Here is a 13,621-nt window from a genome sequence, read left to right as displayed (position 1 = left end):
GATTCTGTACAACATTTTGAAATATTTTGCCGTTACGGGGTTGCAGAAATCGCCGTTTTTCCATCGTATTCTGCAAGGTAAGAGCCGTAATGTCTGAACAGCATTTCCGGTCCTTTATGCCCCATCTGACCAGCAAGCCAGAACAGGTTAACGCCCTGGCTAATGTGCCGAGTGGCGAACGTGTGGCGTGTCTGGTACGGATTGCGATAGCGTACACCAGCTTTTTTAAGGGTTGGTACCCAGGCTTTTTTTCGGATCGCATCTGCGTTTGCCCAAGGGGCGCGAGTTTTCGGATCGCTGAATATGAAGTCGCTCTTTAGCGCCGTGTAGGGCTTTTGTGCCTGAAGAGCTGCCAGCGCTTCGCTGTTCAGTTGCACTTTGCGGGTGCCGGCTTTTGTTTTGGTGCTTTTGATTACCCCGACTACGCTTGCAGTCTGAACATGCGCGGTGTTGCCGATAAAGTCTATATCCGTCCAGCGCAACGCGCACAATTCTGAGCTACGCAGTCCAGTATTAAAGGCAAAGCGAAACAGATTTCGCCATTCCGGGTAATGACAGGCGTCATAGATTGCTGCCGTCTCCGCTGGTGTAAAGGGATCGACCTCGTAATCACCACTGCCTGGTGTGTTGTCCAATACGTGATACCGGCTGGCGCTGACTAGCGTGACAGGATTTATTGTTAACAAACCATCGGTCACCGCTTCATCTATGGCGCTGCGCAGAAACGAAAGATTATTGCGGATCGTTTTCAGTTTTGTTTTTCTGCTGGCGATCCAGTTTTTTAGTACAGCAGGTGTCAGTTCTGATACATGAAATTTATGCAATGCTGACAGCGCCGACAAGCATTTTTCATAACCTCTAATTGTCGATGGTGACAGGTTACGGTTCTGGCAGATAATCAGGTATTCATCCAGATAAGATTTTATATTTTTGTTTTTTTTCACTCCCCCGAACAACTCCAGCTTTTGGGAGTTGGGGAAGTATTTTGCATATTCGAAGGTACCATCGATAATCTGATTTTTTATTTCTCCCAGCAGACGCTCGGCGTACTTCACACCGCGCGCGTTTACTTCCATTCTGGAGAGGGGCTCCCGACACAGAACCCCTTTATATGTAAAAGTGATAACCAGAGTGCTGCCAGTTTTATGCTGCCGAATAGTTACTCCTCTAGGGAGAGATAATGATCCTTGTTCTTTCTTGCCCATTTTGTAATCTCCATTAAGTCGACCCAACGTTCTTTAACTCCGTCGACTTTTAATACATGTACCCCTTCTTTCCATATTCCTCTTTGTATCCGTTTGTTAACGGCATCAACCGTTTCTCCTGCGTTGCGGCAGTAGGTTGATATAGGTACGCAATCCAGCCCCACAGTTCACCTCACACAACATTCAGCCCACGGCAGTGGCACCACACTTCAAACATTCGCCTCACAACTTCACGACAGTAGAAGCCGTCAACGTCTCGCGTCAGGTCATAGCGATTGCCGTAACGCTGGCGTACCCATAGCTCAAATGCTTTATTCATTCTCTATTTCCTTTTCATGGCTCGTAATTTTTTCAGATGAGCTTCCAGCTCTGTTTCTGCCAGAATTTGTCGGTATTCCTGGTGATCTATCCGTTCAAACGATTCATTAAAATCGCTTATTTTTACAGATTGTGTTCGCCCATCCATTCTTCTGTACAACACAGTGTTGTTTATGCAGCGAATAATTTTTATCGGGTAACCGGCACTGTCGGTATACAGTTGCCCTTGATTAATCAAAGCGAACATTTTTTCTCCTGCTCTCTGAATAGTGAGAACTTCAGAGCCGTATGTTTGTAGCGGGTTCAATACTGATAATTTCTGCTGAGATAAGCATCCCGGCAAGTCAGAGTTCTCCGGACAGGTCTTCATCCTGACATATCAGTTCGCCAATATTAATGGTGGCCATGATATCTGTTTCCCCTGTGCGCTCATCCTCGACTTCTTCATAAGGCAGCGTTGCGTACAGGCTTTCAATAGCGCAACTGATAACATCCAGTCCGGTCAGATTGCCGCCGACAGTAACTTCGAATGTTTCGCGGTATTCCCATAGTCCGAAAGTTAATCGAACGGTTTGTTTTGCCATGCGTCCGCATGACGTCAGATTCGGGTCATAGTTCATTATTGGCGGTTGAGTATTCTGGGTGTTCATCTGCATTTCCCTTAGCCCGGCGGCCTGCCGGGCATATAAGTTATTTAACCTGGATAAATGGTGTATTTGCACCGCTGGTCATGTATTGCGGCAGTGTGCCGTTCCATTTATTGATGGCTTCCAGCTCCATAACACCGGGGTTCTGGCGCAGAGCTTCACCGCGTAAACGAATAGCATCGGCTTCGGCCTGGGCTTTTGTGCGAATCGCATCAGCCTGTCCGGCAGCTTCCGCGCGCAACATGTTGGCTTCCGCTTCGCGCTGTTTAACTTCCTGCTCGCGCTGCAGTGTTTTCTGGTTCGCCGTGACTTTGGCATTAATGCTGTCGATAACGGTTGACGGGTACTCCGGCTTACCCACATATGAGAGGCTCATTACCTGAATACCGATAGGTGTCATCTCTGCCTGAATGTCTTTAAGAGCTTCATCCAGCAGCTCAGACTTGCCGCCGTCGATAAATTTGTCGGTGGTCATTTTGCTGGCCAGTCGGTTGAGTGCGTCGGCGATCTTCTGGCGCAGGTCGGTGTCTGTAATGTCATCCACGCCTTTGCGGTAGGTCTGAAACACCGTGGTAACTTTGGATGGATCAACTTTGTAGGCCACGCCAATGTGATAGCCGATGGTTGTACCGTCACTCATCTGGAAACTGAACGGTTCATCGTAGGTCTTCATTTGCTTGAAGGTGGGGAAGATGTAAACTTCAGTATTCCAGCCAGTCCAGTAGCGACCAACACCGACCACCTCACCGACGCCTTTATCGTCGCCCAGTTTATTTACCTTGATGCCAACATTACCTGGTTCAACGCGATCGCAACCGACAAGGCCAATAGTCGGCAGAACAATGGCTAAAGCAAAAATAATTTTTTTCATCTTTTATCCTTAGTGAAAGAAAGACCCTTGTAAATGGCATAAATGCAGGGCGGGGTCAGAAACGCCAGTGCAAAGCCAGAAATAACTGCTATCGTATCCTTCATGGATATAAGGAACGGAACGAGTAATCCGTAAATGCATGCGATAATTGCCAGTAAAATTACTATTGTGAAATACAGTCTCATTGGTCTGTGGTATCCCGATATTTTTAACCGACTGACAGCGCAATAAAGAGAATAATGATTTCAGTTAGTGTCAGCACTGTGGCAAGGATTAAAATCAGTTTTACTCTGCTTAATTCACGGTTGCTTTTCATATAAACGGTTAGTAAAAAACGGAAGAATTATATTCTTCTTAATATTTAATGTGTCACTGGCGCTTCTGGCATACCATGAGTATTCAGATCGTGAATCATTTCATCCAGAAGGAGTTCAAGCCCTTCGCGCCCCATAGCAGAGATAATGAAACCATTATCAGGATCTGCGATGAGCATTTTTTGATAGAGAAACAGAACTCGCCCCATGCCTTCAGCTTCGCCATATTTTTCAATAAATCCCCATTCGACATGGTTTTGCAGGGCAATGCGAAGTGGTCCGGGGTAGATACTCAGGCAACCATGTTTCCCCTTGTAAATAACTGCGCGATCTGTATTTCCATTATCGTTAGGGATATCAACGGTACCGTTCTTGTCTTTCTCTTCATTTATAAACGTAGTCACATACAGCCATCGCCATTGAGCAACTTTCATATCGACTGAAAATCGTCCCAGCAACCCTGCATCATCGGCTTCAGCAATACATTGCATGATTCTTAAACCGTGTGAGTTTGGATAATCGTATTCACCATCATTAAGTCGCTGTACGGCCTCAACATAATCAATGGTTGTATTGCCAATTTTTATGCCATGTGGCGTAACTTCTGGTCGGAACTCTGAATAATTCATAATGTTTGTTCCTTTGCTGGTGGAATAATCGTGTAACCCGCTCTTTTTACCATCCACAGAAATGTATCCATGCAGCCAACGAATTCATCATCCGACAGATGTTTTGAGTAAATCACTTTCCCATTTTCAATGGTCAACAACACTCTTACTTTTTCATGTGTTATGTTCTGTTGTTTTTCTTTCATTTATTTATCTCCCATATGCTTTGCGCAAATACAGGTTGGCTATATGAAGATAAGAATCTCCATGTTGTGCAATGAGGCAGGCAGTTTTATACGATGCCTTATTTTTCAGGAAAGTCATAACTGAGTTACCTCTATGAATAAAGGTTGCAACAATCCCCGGCGATAAAACCGTAATAAACGTTCATGGCATATTTGTTGTTATTGCGCTAATTCTTTTTCGGCAGCAGCTTTTGCATATTCACATGCAAAATTCAGAATTTCGCTGCCAAGTGTTTTTGTTTCGTGATTACTGGACATATGTAATACCTGTGTTGCATGCAATAAATGATAAACATTTACCGCAAATGAGTCCGGCTCCAGACAAATGCCTTCATAATCATCTTGTTGTGAGGTTGTTTCTGTCATTGCTCCTGAAGTGCATGCGAGCCTGTTTTTGACAATTCTCTTTCCTCTAATCACTATATCGGCAACATCTATTGCCTTTACAACCTCCGGGAGAAGTTCCGGGTTTGTATAATCAAAGTCATCAACATGGAGAACAGTTATGTTTTCGAACTTTTTCATGGCTTCCTCAGCTGACTTATATGTTCTGCTATATAGCGAGTCTCAGAAGTGTTTTCATATTGAGACTGTTTCCGCAATGATTGATAAAAATGTTCGCATGTACCTTGAGGGGCGAAGCGGCGATTATGTCACCATTGGTATTGGTTCTTCCGTAGAAGAGCTTCGCGAGATAAGGAGCAAACTTGTTGAGATGCGTCATGGTGTTGCTGCTCCTCACTTTTTGGTTGCTCCGGAGGAGTAACTTCGCCAGTTAACAGCCACATCGGATCGCAGCCAAGAATATTTGCCAGTGGGATAAGCATACTGATAGTTGGTTCATACTCTCCGCTCTCCCACTGGATGATAATTTCTTCATCGAGATCGAGCAGCCTGGCGAGTTCGGCGGTTGTTAAGCCGCAGGCTTCGCGTTGGGTGCGAATCCGATTCTGGGAATTAATAGCTAAATTTTGTTTGCATAAACGCGACGCGGTGAGGCTGTATTTTTGAGTTACAGCCAGGATGGAGCTGGCAAGTTCAATTAACTCAGGATTATTGCTGCTATACAGTAGTGCACCAGCCCCTACTAAGAGTTGAATATTCTCAAGAGCATCGTGCTGATTTGTTGGTAACCCCATATACGATGACATTTTTCTCATCCTCTATAATTGCTTTGGTGAGTTCGATACCTATGCCATGATAATAGGTTTGCCGATTTTGTCTGTCAATCGGTTTATCGATTTTTTTCCAAAAAAAAGCCCACTTAAGAGTGGGCGGGTTAAATGATTTTTGCTTATGCAAAACGGTGTAGTGTCATGGGCCAACTGACAATTACTTTTCCGTCAATGTGAAGTTGTTCGAAGTCTTCCGGTTCGATAGCCCAATCCTTGTAAGCTGGGTTGTCAGATATCACCGTTAGAGTATCTTTGATTTTTTGAAGTCTTTTGATGTGCGATGTTCCAGAGTATGTAAAGGCGTATATACCATCACCATTAAATGTGCGAACTGATACATCTACAAATACCAAGTCTTCAGGGTCTATTGTGCCTTTCATACTGTCGCCGTGGGCGTTTATTGCTTTGATTGCTGATGCTGGCCTGCCGCCAAAAACTCTTGATGCGTATCCTGGTTCTATCGCTATAGATCTGACAATGTCAGGAAAATCAGAGTTATAACTACCAGGTCCGCAACTATATCTGATGTCTAAAACATCCACGACATACGAATCAGTAACCCAATCTTCAGAAATGTTACGTATTTGGTGTGAGTCTGCAGAGGTCACGATTTCCATTGGGCCAACACCCGATGCGAGCCATTCCGGGTTAACGCCCAAAACTTTTGCTATTTCGACTGTTTTTCTGGAACCGTTGGCTTTGTTAAGTAGTTGATTGACACTGGACTGAGCCATACCCACTTCTTTGGCCAGCCTACCTTGCGTAAATTTTGCGTTGCGCATAGCTAAATCAAGTCGTTCTGAAAATGTCATTGCGATTTTCCTCCCCTCTCTATCCTGGCTAGTCTATCGGCTTTCCGATAAATGTTCTAGGTTTAACGTTGAATATCGCTTTTCCTGTTGTTATTATGCGTTCAATAGGAGATGCGATTATGAAACATAAAGCCATAGAGAAAGCTATTGAGATTCTTGGAAGTCAGCAAGCCTTAGCCAAGCGATGCGGAAAGGCCCAGTCAACAGTCTGCGATTGGTTGAACTGCAAGAACAAGATTTCACCAGAATTTGTGCCGTTATTGGTTGCAGCTGTCGACGGAAAGATCCAAGCGTATGAATTTCGTCCAGACCTACCAGAGCTTTTTCCACACCCAAGCTTAGCGCACACAGAGGACGAGAAGTGATGGGTAGCTCTTATGCAGATAAAGAAGCCGCCAGGCTCGAAGCGGCGGCCATTCGTATCGCTGAAATTATGGTTCAAAGAATCAAATCTGATCAGGAATATGGGCGAATAAATAATCAACCATCCCCTGAATGTGCTCTACATCTTCGCGATTCGCAGGAGTGAGCAATGGATCTAGGGCTGCTAATTGGGCACCACGAGTAGCAATCAATCGCGCTTTGTTTATTTGCTCGGGTGTCATGCTCGACAGCATCGCCCGAACAACCGTTTCAAGTGCATTGAGGCGTAAAACGGGATCCGCCGCTTTTAGATGTTGGGTATTTGACATTTTTATCCTCCATTGAGAGCTGAATTGAAAATGGAGACCAACACGCGGCTACGTGTGGTCGTGCGCCGGACACGGGTAAGCATCCGGCACTGAATAATATCACCGTACAAGAAGTGCGGAAAAGACGGGGAAAGCTAGAGGTTAATCATGGTTTTTCGTAAAGAGGCAACAATGAACGCTGCAATTTTTAACGACAAAGTATCCATGACCAGCGTTGAAATCGCAGAGCTGGTGGGTAAACGTCATGACAATGTGAAACGCACTATTGAAACATTAGCCAAAGGTGGCGTTGTCCGGTCTCCTCAAATTGAGGTTTCCGAAAGAATCAATAACTTAGGTTTTAAAGTTCAATATGAGCATTACCTGTTTGAAGGAGAACAAGGTAAGCGCGACAGCATCATTGTCGTCGCACAGCTCTGTCCTGAATTCACTGCTCGCCTGGTAGATCGCTGGCGCGAACTGGAAGAACAGATCCGTAAGCCAATGAGCGAAATCGAAATGGTTGCAGCGATGGCTCTTGAAGCTGTTCGCCAGCAGAAACGGATCACTCAGGTGGAAGAAAAAGTCAGCCATGTTGCCGAAACAGTTGAGCAAATCAAAAAGGGCACCATTCGTGAGGGCTATGCCGGATATCGCCAACTGAAAGCAAAAACCGGTTTGTCAGATGATAAATGCCGCAATCTGGTGAACGCCTATCAAATTCCTACAGACACCCATGAGTTCATGACGCCGGACGGATTGTTGTCACGTCGCGCAATTGTTGCTGTGGAACCGTTTATGGCTGCTTTTTATCGGGTTATGGAGGAAGCAGAACCGCGAGGGACTCGCTGGTATCACCCGAAAATGGGGTTATTTCAGGTTATTGGTTGGCAGCGGTGAAAAAAAGCCGGGTAGTAACCCGGCTCGCTCAACGTTGATACAGGCAACTGCATAAAGCAGGCCCAAGAATCCAAGAACGTCAACAAAAATACCAGTAAGCATATGAATGTTTCAAGCCTAAATATTGATTCTGCAATTTCGGGACGTTACACTGTTCTGGCACCTTATAAAGCGGGTGCCGGGATTGGCGTCCTGGAATTGCATACGGCGATATACGACGCGCCAGCGTCTTTTTTATCGTCCGCATTTGCTCACATCCAGATTATGGTGGGCTGGGCGGGGGCATCGAAAGATGCGCCGGTTTCCGTATGCGCCGGTTACGCCAACCCCGTTCAGTTCACCACCAGTGAAATTGGCGTTTCCGGTGGTGGAAGTTATCCATTGCATACGGAGGCTGCCATCATGGCTACAGTCCCAACTTCCCCATACCTGAAAATCGAAGTCGTCAACGGCAAAGCTGTTATTTTCTCCCTGCATGTTGCCTGCCACTTTAAGCGCATGCACCAGAACATCGTCGACAAAATCGAGTATCTGAACTGCTCACGTGAATTCTTCTCCCGTAATTTCATTCCGGGTACTTACCACGTGTATGGCGATTCCCTGCGTGGTTATTACATCACCCTTGATGGTCTGATGATGCTTCAGCTTGGGTTAAGTCTGCGCACAATGCGGTACTACGAGAGCTGCATTGAAGCATTCCATGAGGCTGAAACCAGCCTGAATCACACTGCTTTCCGCCGTAATCAATGGGAAGTGCGCCCATGATTCGCCGCGTCGTTAATTCCCTGTATCACCGATACAACCGTTGCCCCCGTGTGGGGCAGTGGTTTGCCACCAGCAACGGCCATGTTCTGCGGGTTTGCCTGGTCAGTACCGAAAGCCAGAAAGTCGTGTGTGAATTACTGGGGCGTAACTACACCATCAGTTACCCACTGGTGGCGTTTCAGTCCGGAAAAATGTTTAAACGCCTGGGAGGTGCCGTGTGAACTGTTTTCAGTTTGTATGCGGAAGTGTTTTCGATAATCCGATTCAGCGCCTGATTATGTTGCGTGTTTTGATGTCGGGTTCTTCAGACGGTGAAGGTGAGAGGGTTATTGATCACCAGGTCCTTGCCGATTTTTGTTGCTGTTCAAAACAGGCAATGTTCAGAGAAACCCTGACCCTGGAAAGGGCAGGGTATCTGCGTATCCGAAAAATTGCAACGCTCACTATTGATGCAAAAGCCCGGCTCCAGCCTGCCCGGGGTTACACCATTGTTATGCCGCGTAAGGAGGCTGTATGAGTCGTTACGCCCCCACACCGGAAGTTATAGCTATTGGTCAAATTAATATTTCCGGCAATGTCACACCAGCGAACTGGTGGAAACATATTCGGCTACCCAGTGGTCGTCCGGATGCGACCGCTATCGCCCTGCTCTCAGAGATCGTTTACTGGTACCGCCCGACAGAAGTCAGGGATGAGCATACCGGGGCTTTGCTGGGATATCGCAAGCGTTTTCAGGGGGACAAGCTGCAAAGAAGTTATCAGGCGTTTGCTGAGCAGTTTGGTTTCGGGAAAAGGGAAACCGCGGATGCGTTGAAGCGCCTTCGTGATGCCGGGTTTATTTCCCTGGATTTACGCACGGTGGAAATGCTCGATGGTGTGAAATGCAGCAATATTTTGTTTGTCGGGATCAACCCACAGGCAATTGCTGCCATTACTACTCCTTCTTCTGTTTCGCCAGAAAGTAACAGCAATAACGCAATCAGCGATACAGCTATTACGTTAAAACGGAACACCCCCCAACGTCATAACGGAACAGGGGATACGCCGAATGTTGATACAAATACAGAGATTACTACAGAGATTACAACGGAGACTAAAAACACTATTGGCGCATCCGCTGACGCGTCTGCACCAGCGCGTTCTGCCCGACAGGAATATTCACCGGAATTTGAACAGGCCTGGCAGGAATATCCCAAACGTGCTGGTGGCAATTCCAAGTCAGCAGCCTTCAAAGCCTGGAAAGCCCGTATCAGGGAGGGAATAAAACCGGAGACCATGCTTGATGGTGTGAAGCGGTATGCCGCCTGGGTACGTGCTACAGGAAATACAGGCACACAGTTCGTGAAGCAGGCCGCGACGTTCTTTGGACCCGATCGCCATTTCGAGGAATCCTGGCAACAGCCAGCCGCTCCCGGAGGTGGGCGAACTACCGGCCTCCCGATCTCGGGATTCAGTGAGCAGGACTACGGTTCAACGAACTTCAACTGGTGATTTTTCGAGGTGATGAACAATGTTTGAACAGTTAAAAAAACACTACGCACAACACGATAAAGCGCAATTGCTCAACCGCAGGGCGGAACTGGAGGAGGAGATGCAGTTTGCCCGTGCCGGGAAGCGTCCGTGGCGCTGTGAACACTGGCTGACAAGCGAGGAAACTGCTGAGTGTGAGAAACACGGGAAATACACACGTCTGGTGTTGAAAGGGCCAGATGTTCGTGGGGAAACCATCAAACGGGTGTCTGGTTGCCCGACCTGCATTGCGAATGAACTGGATCAGGTACAGGAGGCGTTACGCATCCTGAAAGTTCATGAATTACTTGACAGAGCTGGTATTGCCCGCCGCTTCCAGGACTGCGAGTTTGAGAACTACCAGGCTGTGAATGCTGACGCACAGAGAAATCTTGAGGCTTGTCGGCGCTATGCCAGTTCATGGGAGAAGTGTCTTGCTGCGGGTACCAGCATGATCATGATTGGCAATTGCGGTACCGGGAAAAATCACCTGGCTGTATCAATGGCAAAAAATATTATTCGCCACCACCTGGCGACTGTCGAAATTACGGATGTCATGCGACTGACCCGCGCTGTGAAAAATACCTGGCGTCACAATTCTGAACGCACTGAAGATGAAGTTATTGACCATTTTGTATCGCTGGACCTGCTCATCATCGATGAGGTTGGTGTGCAGTTCGGTACGCCAACAGAGATAACCATCCTGCAGGAAATCATCAATGCACGTTACGAAAGCGTTTTACCGACAATTTTGATTAGTAATCTGACATTTGACCAACTTAAGGAGTCCATTGGTGAACGGATTGTGGATCGCGTTACTGATGGTGGGCGTAACTGCCTGGTGTTTGGTTGGGAAAGTTACCGTGCACATATCGGAGGTGTGGCAGCATGACTTCTCCTGTCTGGCGTAACGATGACCTGGAAGGCGCTGTCATTGGCGCGTTTTTTCTGCGAGGGGCAGATCCTGAAGTGATGGATATTCTGGCCACACTACCGGCGGACGTTTTTTCTGTACGACCGTACCGGGATATCTACACAGGCATCTGCAGACAGGCCCGTGTGTCCGGCGTGATTGACCCTGTGCTGTTGTGTAATGAGATGCCGGAACTTGCCCCGGTGATTACTGATACCGGGCGCAAAACCTGGGTGAAGTCGTCACTGGAGCACTATGTTACGGCGTTGCGGCGTAATGCCGCATTGCGTGATGCAGAAAAAACACTGAATGAGGCGCTGCAGAAATTACGTGATGCGCATACCTGTGAAGCAGCTGAAGATGCTCTGAAGGATGCGCAGAACATGATGGCCTCATTGTCGACGGAAAAGGGCGTTATTCAGCCGGTACATATTGATGATGTGCTTCCGGAAGTGGTTGAGCGTGTTGAATGCCGGAATCAGGGGCTGGAGAAATCCAGGACGTTGATGACCGGTATTGATGAACTGGACGCAAAAACGGGCGGCATGGAGCCTGGCGACCTGGTATTTATTGCTGCACGTCCTTCGATGGGCAAAACCGAACTGGCGCTGGATATCATCGACAAGGTGACTGAGCAGGGGCATGGTGTTCTTCTGTTCACAATGGAAATGGCGAACATCCAGATTGGTGAACGCATGGTATCTGCGGCTGGAGGAATGCCGGTATCACGCCTGAAATCTGTCACTCACTTTGAAGACGAAGACTGGGCACGTTTCTCACAAGGAGTGGGGCGGATGACCGGGCGCAATATCTGGATGGTGGACCAGGCGAACCTGACCATTGATGAGATATGCGCAACAACGAAACATCACCTGATTAAACATCCGGAAACGGCGCTGGTGGTGGTTGATTATCTCGGGCTGATAAAAACCCGAACCACAGGGCGTCATGACCTTGCCGTTGGTGAAATCTCAAAGGGGCTTAAAGGCCTGGCAAAATCCGGTGGTTTTCCGTTGATTGCGCTGAGTCAGCTCTCCCGCGGTGTGGAGTCCAGGCCCAATAAACGCCCCATGAACTCAGACCTGAAAAATTCCGGAGAAATAGAGGCGGATGCAGACATCATTCTGATGCTTTACAGGGATGAAGTGTACAACCCGGATACGCAGGCCAGGGGCATCGCAGAAATCAATATCACGAAACAACGTAACGGTTCTCTGGGGACGATTTATCGGCGTTTTTATAACGGACATTTTCTGCCTGTGGATCAGGAAAGCGCACAGATTCTTTCCACCCCAATGCAGCAGCCTCAGCCGCGCAGATACAGCAACAAACGAACTGACAGCAGTAAGATGGAGCGTTTCTTTTGAACAACCAGACAATGACTTTTACCCCTGAACAATTACGTAAACAGGCACAGGAAATGTTGCGACAGGCGGAACAACTGGAAAAAACAGGTGTAACAAAAGATGCCATTCGTCGGGATATGGTGCCAGCGCTCAGGGAACTGATGCAGGCAAAACATCGCGCACAAAAAGCAGTGGATGAGCTGGTGGACTGTGTGGCAGAGCTGGAAACCAAGGTTGGGAAGTTTGAAAAGCTGGTGCAGGAGGTACTGCGCTGATGCGTGATATCCAGATGGTTCTTGAGCGTTGGGGGGCATGGGTGGCAAATAACCACGAGGATGTTACATGGTCATCTATTGCTGCAGGTTTTAAAGGGTTAATACCGTCGAAGGTGAAATCACGTCCCCAATGTTCCGACGATGACGCAATGATCATTTGTGGGTGCATGGCCCGGCTGAATAAGAATAACAAAGATCAGCATGATCTACTGGTGGATTATTACGTTGGGGGAATGACGTTTATGGCGCTGGCACGTAAACACGGGTGTTCTGATACGTGTATTGGTAAACGTCTACAAAAAGCAGAAGGGGTAATTGATGGTATGTTGATGATGCTGAATGTCTCACTGGAGATGGATTGGGCTGTGTCGGTTTGATTTATGTCATTTTTTACAGCGGCGCAATGGAGAGAATAGCAAAAGTTTTTGGTAATACAGTAAACAGGATGGATATGTTCAAAAAATCATTACTCTTAACATTGGTGATGTGTTTGCTTTTTTCTTCTTTTGCGGACGCAAAACGGAGACATAAAAGATCATCTCATCGTTCGCAGCATCATCACTATTATAGGGATAACAGCGCAAGTAAGCAGGAAGTTTGCTCGGAGGGATATGTTGATTATTTTGGAGTGTGCAAGGGCAAAGAGATAAAACAGGACGAAGATTCAAAACCAGCAATTCAAAAGAAAAAAATAAATAAGGCGAGCAAAAAAGCACCAAATGTAAAAGATAGCCAACCAGACCTGCGAGAGAGGACAGCGTTTCAACAGAAAAAAAATGTACCGACTTGTGCGCCGCTGAATATGGCGCATAAACCGGGATATACGAATTTGCCTATATGTGTGGACGGAGAATACTAAGTAGCATAAAGATGTTTACGATCGTAAAAATCCGGATATCCTGTTAAGAGTGGTTACTTCGCCACACAGCTTAAACCCGTCGCCTGGCGGGTTTTTTATACCTGAAAAACGGCACAGGACGTTAAACGCGCTGGTGGTTGCGAATACGGGTCTTTCAGCTTGCTGGCTTTTTCGACAAGAGTTATTGG

The 13,621-nt window shown here is 47.1% G+C and carries 23 protein-coding genes and 1 pseudogene; 11 read left to right on the top strand and 13 right to left on the bottom strand.

Annotated elements, in window-relative coordinates; all coding sequences use genetic code 11:
• Positions 1–32: 32 nt before the first annotated feature.
• The 12 genes and pseudogenes from QUE74_RS17400 to QUE74_RS17345 form a co-directional block, all read right to left on the bottom strand.
• Positions 33–1,205: a tyrosine-type recombinase/integrase gene (locus QUE74_RS17400; RefSeq protein ID WP_024257391.1), complete on the bottom strand. Its 1,173-nt coding sequence runs from the start codon at positions 1,203–1,205 to the stop codon at positions 33–35.
• Positions 1,160–1,369, bottom strand: a complete 210-nt coding sequence (locus QUE74_RS17395) for a hypothetical protein (protein WP_001406059.1) — start codon at positions 1,367–1,369, stop codon at positions 1,160–1,162. The genes QUE74_RS17400 and QUE74_RS17395 overlap by 46 nt, the downstream gene beginning before the upstream one ends.
• A gap of 8 nt (positions 1,370–1,377) precedes the next feature.
• Positions 1,378–1,524, bottom strand: a complete 147-nt coding sequence (locus QUE74_RS17390) for a hypothetical protein (protein ID WP_001030143.1) — start codon at positions 1,522–1,524, stop codon at positions 1,378–1,380.
• 3 nt (positions 1,525–1,527) lie between these two features.
• Entirely contained in the window at positions 1,528–1,770 is a 243-nt protein-coding gene (locus QUE74_RS17385; protein WP_000457708.1) for a DUF4222 domain-containing protein, read from the bottom strand.
• A gap of 31 nt (positions 1,771–1,801) precedes the next feature.
• Positions 1,802–2,173: pseudogene (locus QUE74_RS17380) on the bottom strand (DUF5406 family protein).
• Between the two features lie 40 nt (positions 2,174–2,213).
• The gene (locus tag QUE74_RS17375) at positions 2,214–3,041 is read right to left on the bottom strand and encodes an SPFH domain-containing protein (protein ID WP_097411120.1); all 828 of its coding nucleotides are present in this window, start codon (positions 3,039–3,041) and stop codon (positions 2,214–2,216) included.
• Positions 3,038–3,226, bottom strand: coding sequence for a hypothetical protein (locus QUE74_RS17370; protein ID WP_001242070.1), 189 nt, complete (start codon positions 3,224–3,226; stop codon positions 3,038–3,040). Before QUE74_RS17370 ends, QUE74_RS17375 begins: the two co-directional genes overlap by 4 nt.
• Before the next feature lie 176 nt (positions 3,227–3,402).
• Positions 3,403–3,984 (bottom strand): hypothetical protein, encoded by a 582-nt coding sequence (locus QUE74_RS17365; protein WP_286331629.1) that lies wholly within the window; start codon positions 3,982–3,984, stop codon positions 3,403–3,405.
• On the bottom strand, positions 3,981–4,169 hold the full coding sequence (locus QUE74_RS17360) for a hypothetical protein (protein WP_000660643.1): 189 nt from the start codon (positions 4,167–4,169) through the stop codon (positions 3,981–3,983). The genes QUE74_RS17365 and QUE74_RS17360 overlap by 4 nt, the downstream gene beginning before the upstream one ends.
• A gap of 198 nt (positions 4,170–4,367) precedes the next feature.
• The gene (locus QUE74_RS17355) at positions 4,368–4,574 is read right to left on the bottom strand and encodes a hypothetical protein (RefSeq protein ID WP_000141089.1); all 207 of its coding nucleotides are present in this window, start codon (positions 4,572–4,574) and stop codon (positions 4,368–4,370) included.
• Between the two features lie 287 nt (positions 4,575–4,861).
• Positions 4,862–5,347, bottom strand: a complete 486-nt coding sequence (locus tag QUE74_RS17350) for a helix-turn-helix domain-containing protein (protein ID WP_237710334.1) — start codon at positions 5,345–5,347, stop codon at positions 4,862–4,864.
• 155 nt (positions 5,348–5,502) lie between these two features.
• A complete protein-coding gene (locus QUE74_RS17345) occupies positions 5,503–6,195 on the bottom strand; it encodes a LexA family transcriptional regulator (protein ID WP_000144248.1) in 693 nt (230 codons plus the stop codon).
• Between the two features lie 119 nt (positions 6,196–6,314).
• Between QUE74_RS17345 and QUE74_RS17340 the strand changes: the two genes are divergently transcribed.
• On the top strand, positions 6,315–6,560 hold the full coding sequence (locus QUE74_RS17340) for a transcriptional regulator (RefSeq protein WP_000680717.1): 246 nt from the start codon (positions 6,315–6,317) through the stop codon (positions 6,558–6,560).
• Positions 6,561–6,641: 81 nt separating this feature from the next.
• Here QUE74_RS17340 and QUE74_RS17335 read toward each other — a convergent pair whose 3' ends face one another.
• A complete protein-coding gene (locus QUE74_RS17335) occupies positions 6,642–6,887 on the bottom strand; it encodes a hypothetical protein (protein ID WP_000072550.1) in 246 nt (81 codons plus the stop codon).
• A 171-nt stretch (positions 6,888–7,058) separates the two neighbouring features.
• Between QUE74_RS17335 and QUE74_RS17330 the strand changes: the two genes are divergently transcribed.
• From QUE74_RS17330 to QUE74_RS17285, 10 genes are all read left to right on the top strand, one after another.
• Positions 7,059–7,766 carry a Rha family transcriptional regulator gene (locus QUE74_RS17330; RefSeq protein ID WP_024257396.1) on the top strand — a complete coding sequence of 236 codons (708 nt, stop codon included), beginning with the start codon at positions 7,059–7,061 and terminating at the stop codon, positions 7,764–7,766.
• A gap of 102 nt (positions 7,767–7,868) precedes the next feature.
• Positions 7,869–8,531, top strand: coding sequence for an ash family protein (locus tag QUE74_RS17325; RefSeq protein WP_001103200.1), 663 nt, complete (start codon positions 7,869–7,871; stop codon positions 8,529–8,531).
• Positions 8,528–8,752 (top strand): hypothetical protein, encoded by a 225-nt coding sequence (locus QUE74_RS17320; RefSeq protein ID WP_000621229.1) that lies wholly within the window; start codon positions 8,528–8,530, stop codon positions 8,750–8,752. Before QUE74_RS17325 ends, QUE74_RS17320 begins: the two co-directional genes overlap by 4 nt.
• Positions 8,749–9,048 carry a hypothetical protein gene (locus QUE74_RS17315; RefSeq protein WP_000995584.1) on the top strand — a complete coding sequence of 100 codons (300 nt, stop codon included), beginning with the start codon at positions 8,749–8,751 and terminating at the stop codon, positions 9,046–9,048. Before QUE74_RS17320 ends, QUE74_RS17315 begins: the two co-directional genes overlap by 4 nt.
• Positions 9,045–10,022 (top strand): LvrA C-terminal domain-related protein, encoded by a 978-nt coding sequence (locus QUE74_RS17310; RefSeq protein ID WP_000092411.1) that lies wholly within the window; start codon positions 9,045–9,047, stop codon positions 10,020–10,022. Before QUE74_RS17315 ends, QUE74_RS17310 begins: the two co-directional genes overlap by 4 nt.
• Positions 10,023–10,041: 19 nt before the next feature.
• Positions 10,042–10,932 carry an ATP-binding protein gene (locus tag QUE74_RS17305; RefSeq protein WP_000462882.1) on the top strand — a complete coding sequence of 297 codons (891 nt, stop codon included), beginning with the start codon at positions 10,042–10,044 and terminating at the stop codon, positions 10,930–10,932.
• Positions 10,929–12,320, top strand: coding sequence for a replicative DNA helicase (locus QUE74_RS17300; RefSeq protein WP_000203759.1), 1,392 nt, complete (start codon positions 10,929–10,931; stop codon positions 12,318–12,320). Before QUE74_RS17305 ends, QUE74_RS17300 begins: the two co-directional genes overlap by 4 nt.
• Positions 12,317–12,574, top strand: coding sequence for a hypothetical protein (locus QUE74_RS17295; RefSeq protein WP_001064805.1), 258 nt, complete (start codon positions 12,317–12,319; stop codon positions 12,572–12,574). The genes QUE74_RS17300 and QUE74_RS17295 overlap by 4 nt, the downstream gene beginning before the upstream one ends.
• Positions 12,574–12,951 carry an antiterminator Q family protein gene (locus QUE74_RS17290; RefSeq protein ID WP_001204821.1) on the top strand — a complete coding sequence of 126 codons (378 nt, stop codon included), beginning with the start codon at positions 12,574–12,576 and terminating at the stop codon, positions 12,949–12,951. Before QUE74_RS17295 ends, QUE74_RS17290 begins: the two co-directional genes overlap by 1 nt.
• A complete protein-coding gene (locus QUE74_RS17285) occupies positions 12,933–13,433 on the top strand; it encodes a hypothetical protein (RefSeq protein WP_000501955.1) in 501 nt (166 codons plus the stop codon). Before QUE74_RS17290 ends, QUE74_RS17285 begins: the two co-directional genes overlap by 19 nt.
• Positions 13,434–13,621 lie beyond the last annotated feature (188 nt).

The organism is Escherichia sp. 10290 (assembly GCF_030295155.1).
Classification (GTDB): domain Bacteria; phylum Pseudomonadota; class Gammaproteobacteria; order Enterobacterales; family Enterobacteriaceae; genus Escherichia; species Escherichia coli_F.
This window is presented reverse-complemented; position numbering and strand designations above follow the sequence as displayed.

Excerpts from the sequence above, each read along its gene's own strand:
- QUE74_RS17320 (WP_000621229.1), top strand. The coding sequence starts at position 8,528 with ATGATTCGCCGCGTCGTTAATTCCCTGTATCACCGATACAACCGTTGC.
- QUE74_RS17345 (WP_000144248.1), bottom strand. The coding sequence starts at position 6,195 with ATGACATTTTCAGAACGACTTGATTTAGCTATGCGCAACGCAAAATTT.
- QUE74_RS17370 (WP_001242070.1), bottom strand. The coding sequence starts at position 3,226 with ATGAGACTGTATTTCACAATAGTAATTTTACTGGCAATTATCGCATGC.
- QUE74_RS17375 (WP_097411120.1), bottom strand. The coding sequence starts at position 3,041 with ATGAAAAAAATTATTTTTGCTTTAGCCATTGTTCTGCCGACTATTGGC.
- QUE74_RS17385 (WP_000457708.1), bottom strand. The coding sequence starts at position 1,770 with ATGTTCGCTTTGATTAATCAAGGGCAACTGTATACCGACAGTGCCGGT.
- QUE74_RS17310 (WP_000092411.1), top strand. The coding sequence starts at position 9,045 with ATGAGTCGTTACGCCCCCACACCGGAAGTTATAGCTATTGGTCAAATT.
- QUE74_RS17360 (WP_000660643.1), bottom strand. The coding sequence starts at position 4,169 with ATGAAAGAAAAACAACAGAACATAACACATGAAAAAGTAAGAGTGTTG.
- QUE74_RS17335 (WP_000072550.1), bottom strand. The coding sequence starts at position 6,887 with ATGTCAAATACCCAACATCTAAAAGCGGCGGATCCCGTTTTACGCCTC.
- QUE74_RS17325 (WP_001103200.1), top strand. The coding sequence starts at position 7,869 with ATGAATGTTTCAAGCCTAAATATTGATTCTGCAATTTCGGGACGTTAC.
- QUE74_RS17365 (WP_286331629.1), bottom strand. The coding sequence starts at position 3,984 with ATGAATTATTCAGAGTTCCGACCAGAAGTTACGCCACATGGCATAAAA.
- QUE74_RS17400 (WP_024257391.1), bottom strand. The coding sequence starts at position 1,205 with ATGGGCAAGAAAGAACAAGGATCATTATCTCTCCCTAGAGGAGTAACT.
- QUE74_RS17305 (WP_000462882.1), top strand. The coding sequence starts at position 10,042 with ATGTTTGAACAGTTAAAAAAACACTACGCACAACACGATAAAGCGCAA.
- QUE74_RS17300 (WP_000203759.1), top strand. The coding sequence starts at position 10,929 with ATGACTTCTCCTGTCTGGCGTAACGATGACCTGGAAGGCGCTGTCATT.
- QUE74_RS17355 (WP_000141089.1), bottom strand. The coding sequence starts at position 4,574 with ATGACAGAAACAACCTCACAACAAGATGATTATGAAGGCATTTGTCTG.
- QUE74_RS17330 (WP_024257396.1), top strand. The coding sequence starts at position 7,059 with ATGAACGCTGCAATTTTTAACGACAAAGTATCCATGACCAGCGTTGAA.
- QUE74_RS17390 (WP_001030143.1), bottom strand. The coding sequence starts at position 1,524 with ATGAATAAAGCATTTGAGCTATGGGTACGCCAGCGTTACGGCAATCGC.
- QUE74_RS17340 (WP_000680717.1), top strand. The coding sequence starts at position 6,315 with ATGAAACATAAAGCCATAGAGAAAGCTATTGAGATTCTTGGAAGTCAG.
- QUE74_RS17290 (WP_001204821.1), top strand. The coding sequence starts at position 12,574 with ATGCGTGATATCCAGATGGTTCTTGAGCGTTGGGGGGCATGGGTGGCA.
- QUE74_RS17350 (WP_237710334.1), bottom strand. The coding sequence starts at position 5,347 with ATGGGGTTACCAACAAATCAGCACGATGCTCTTGAGAATATTCAACTC.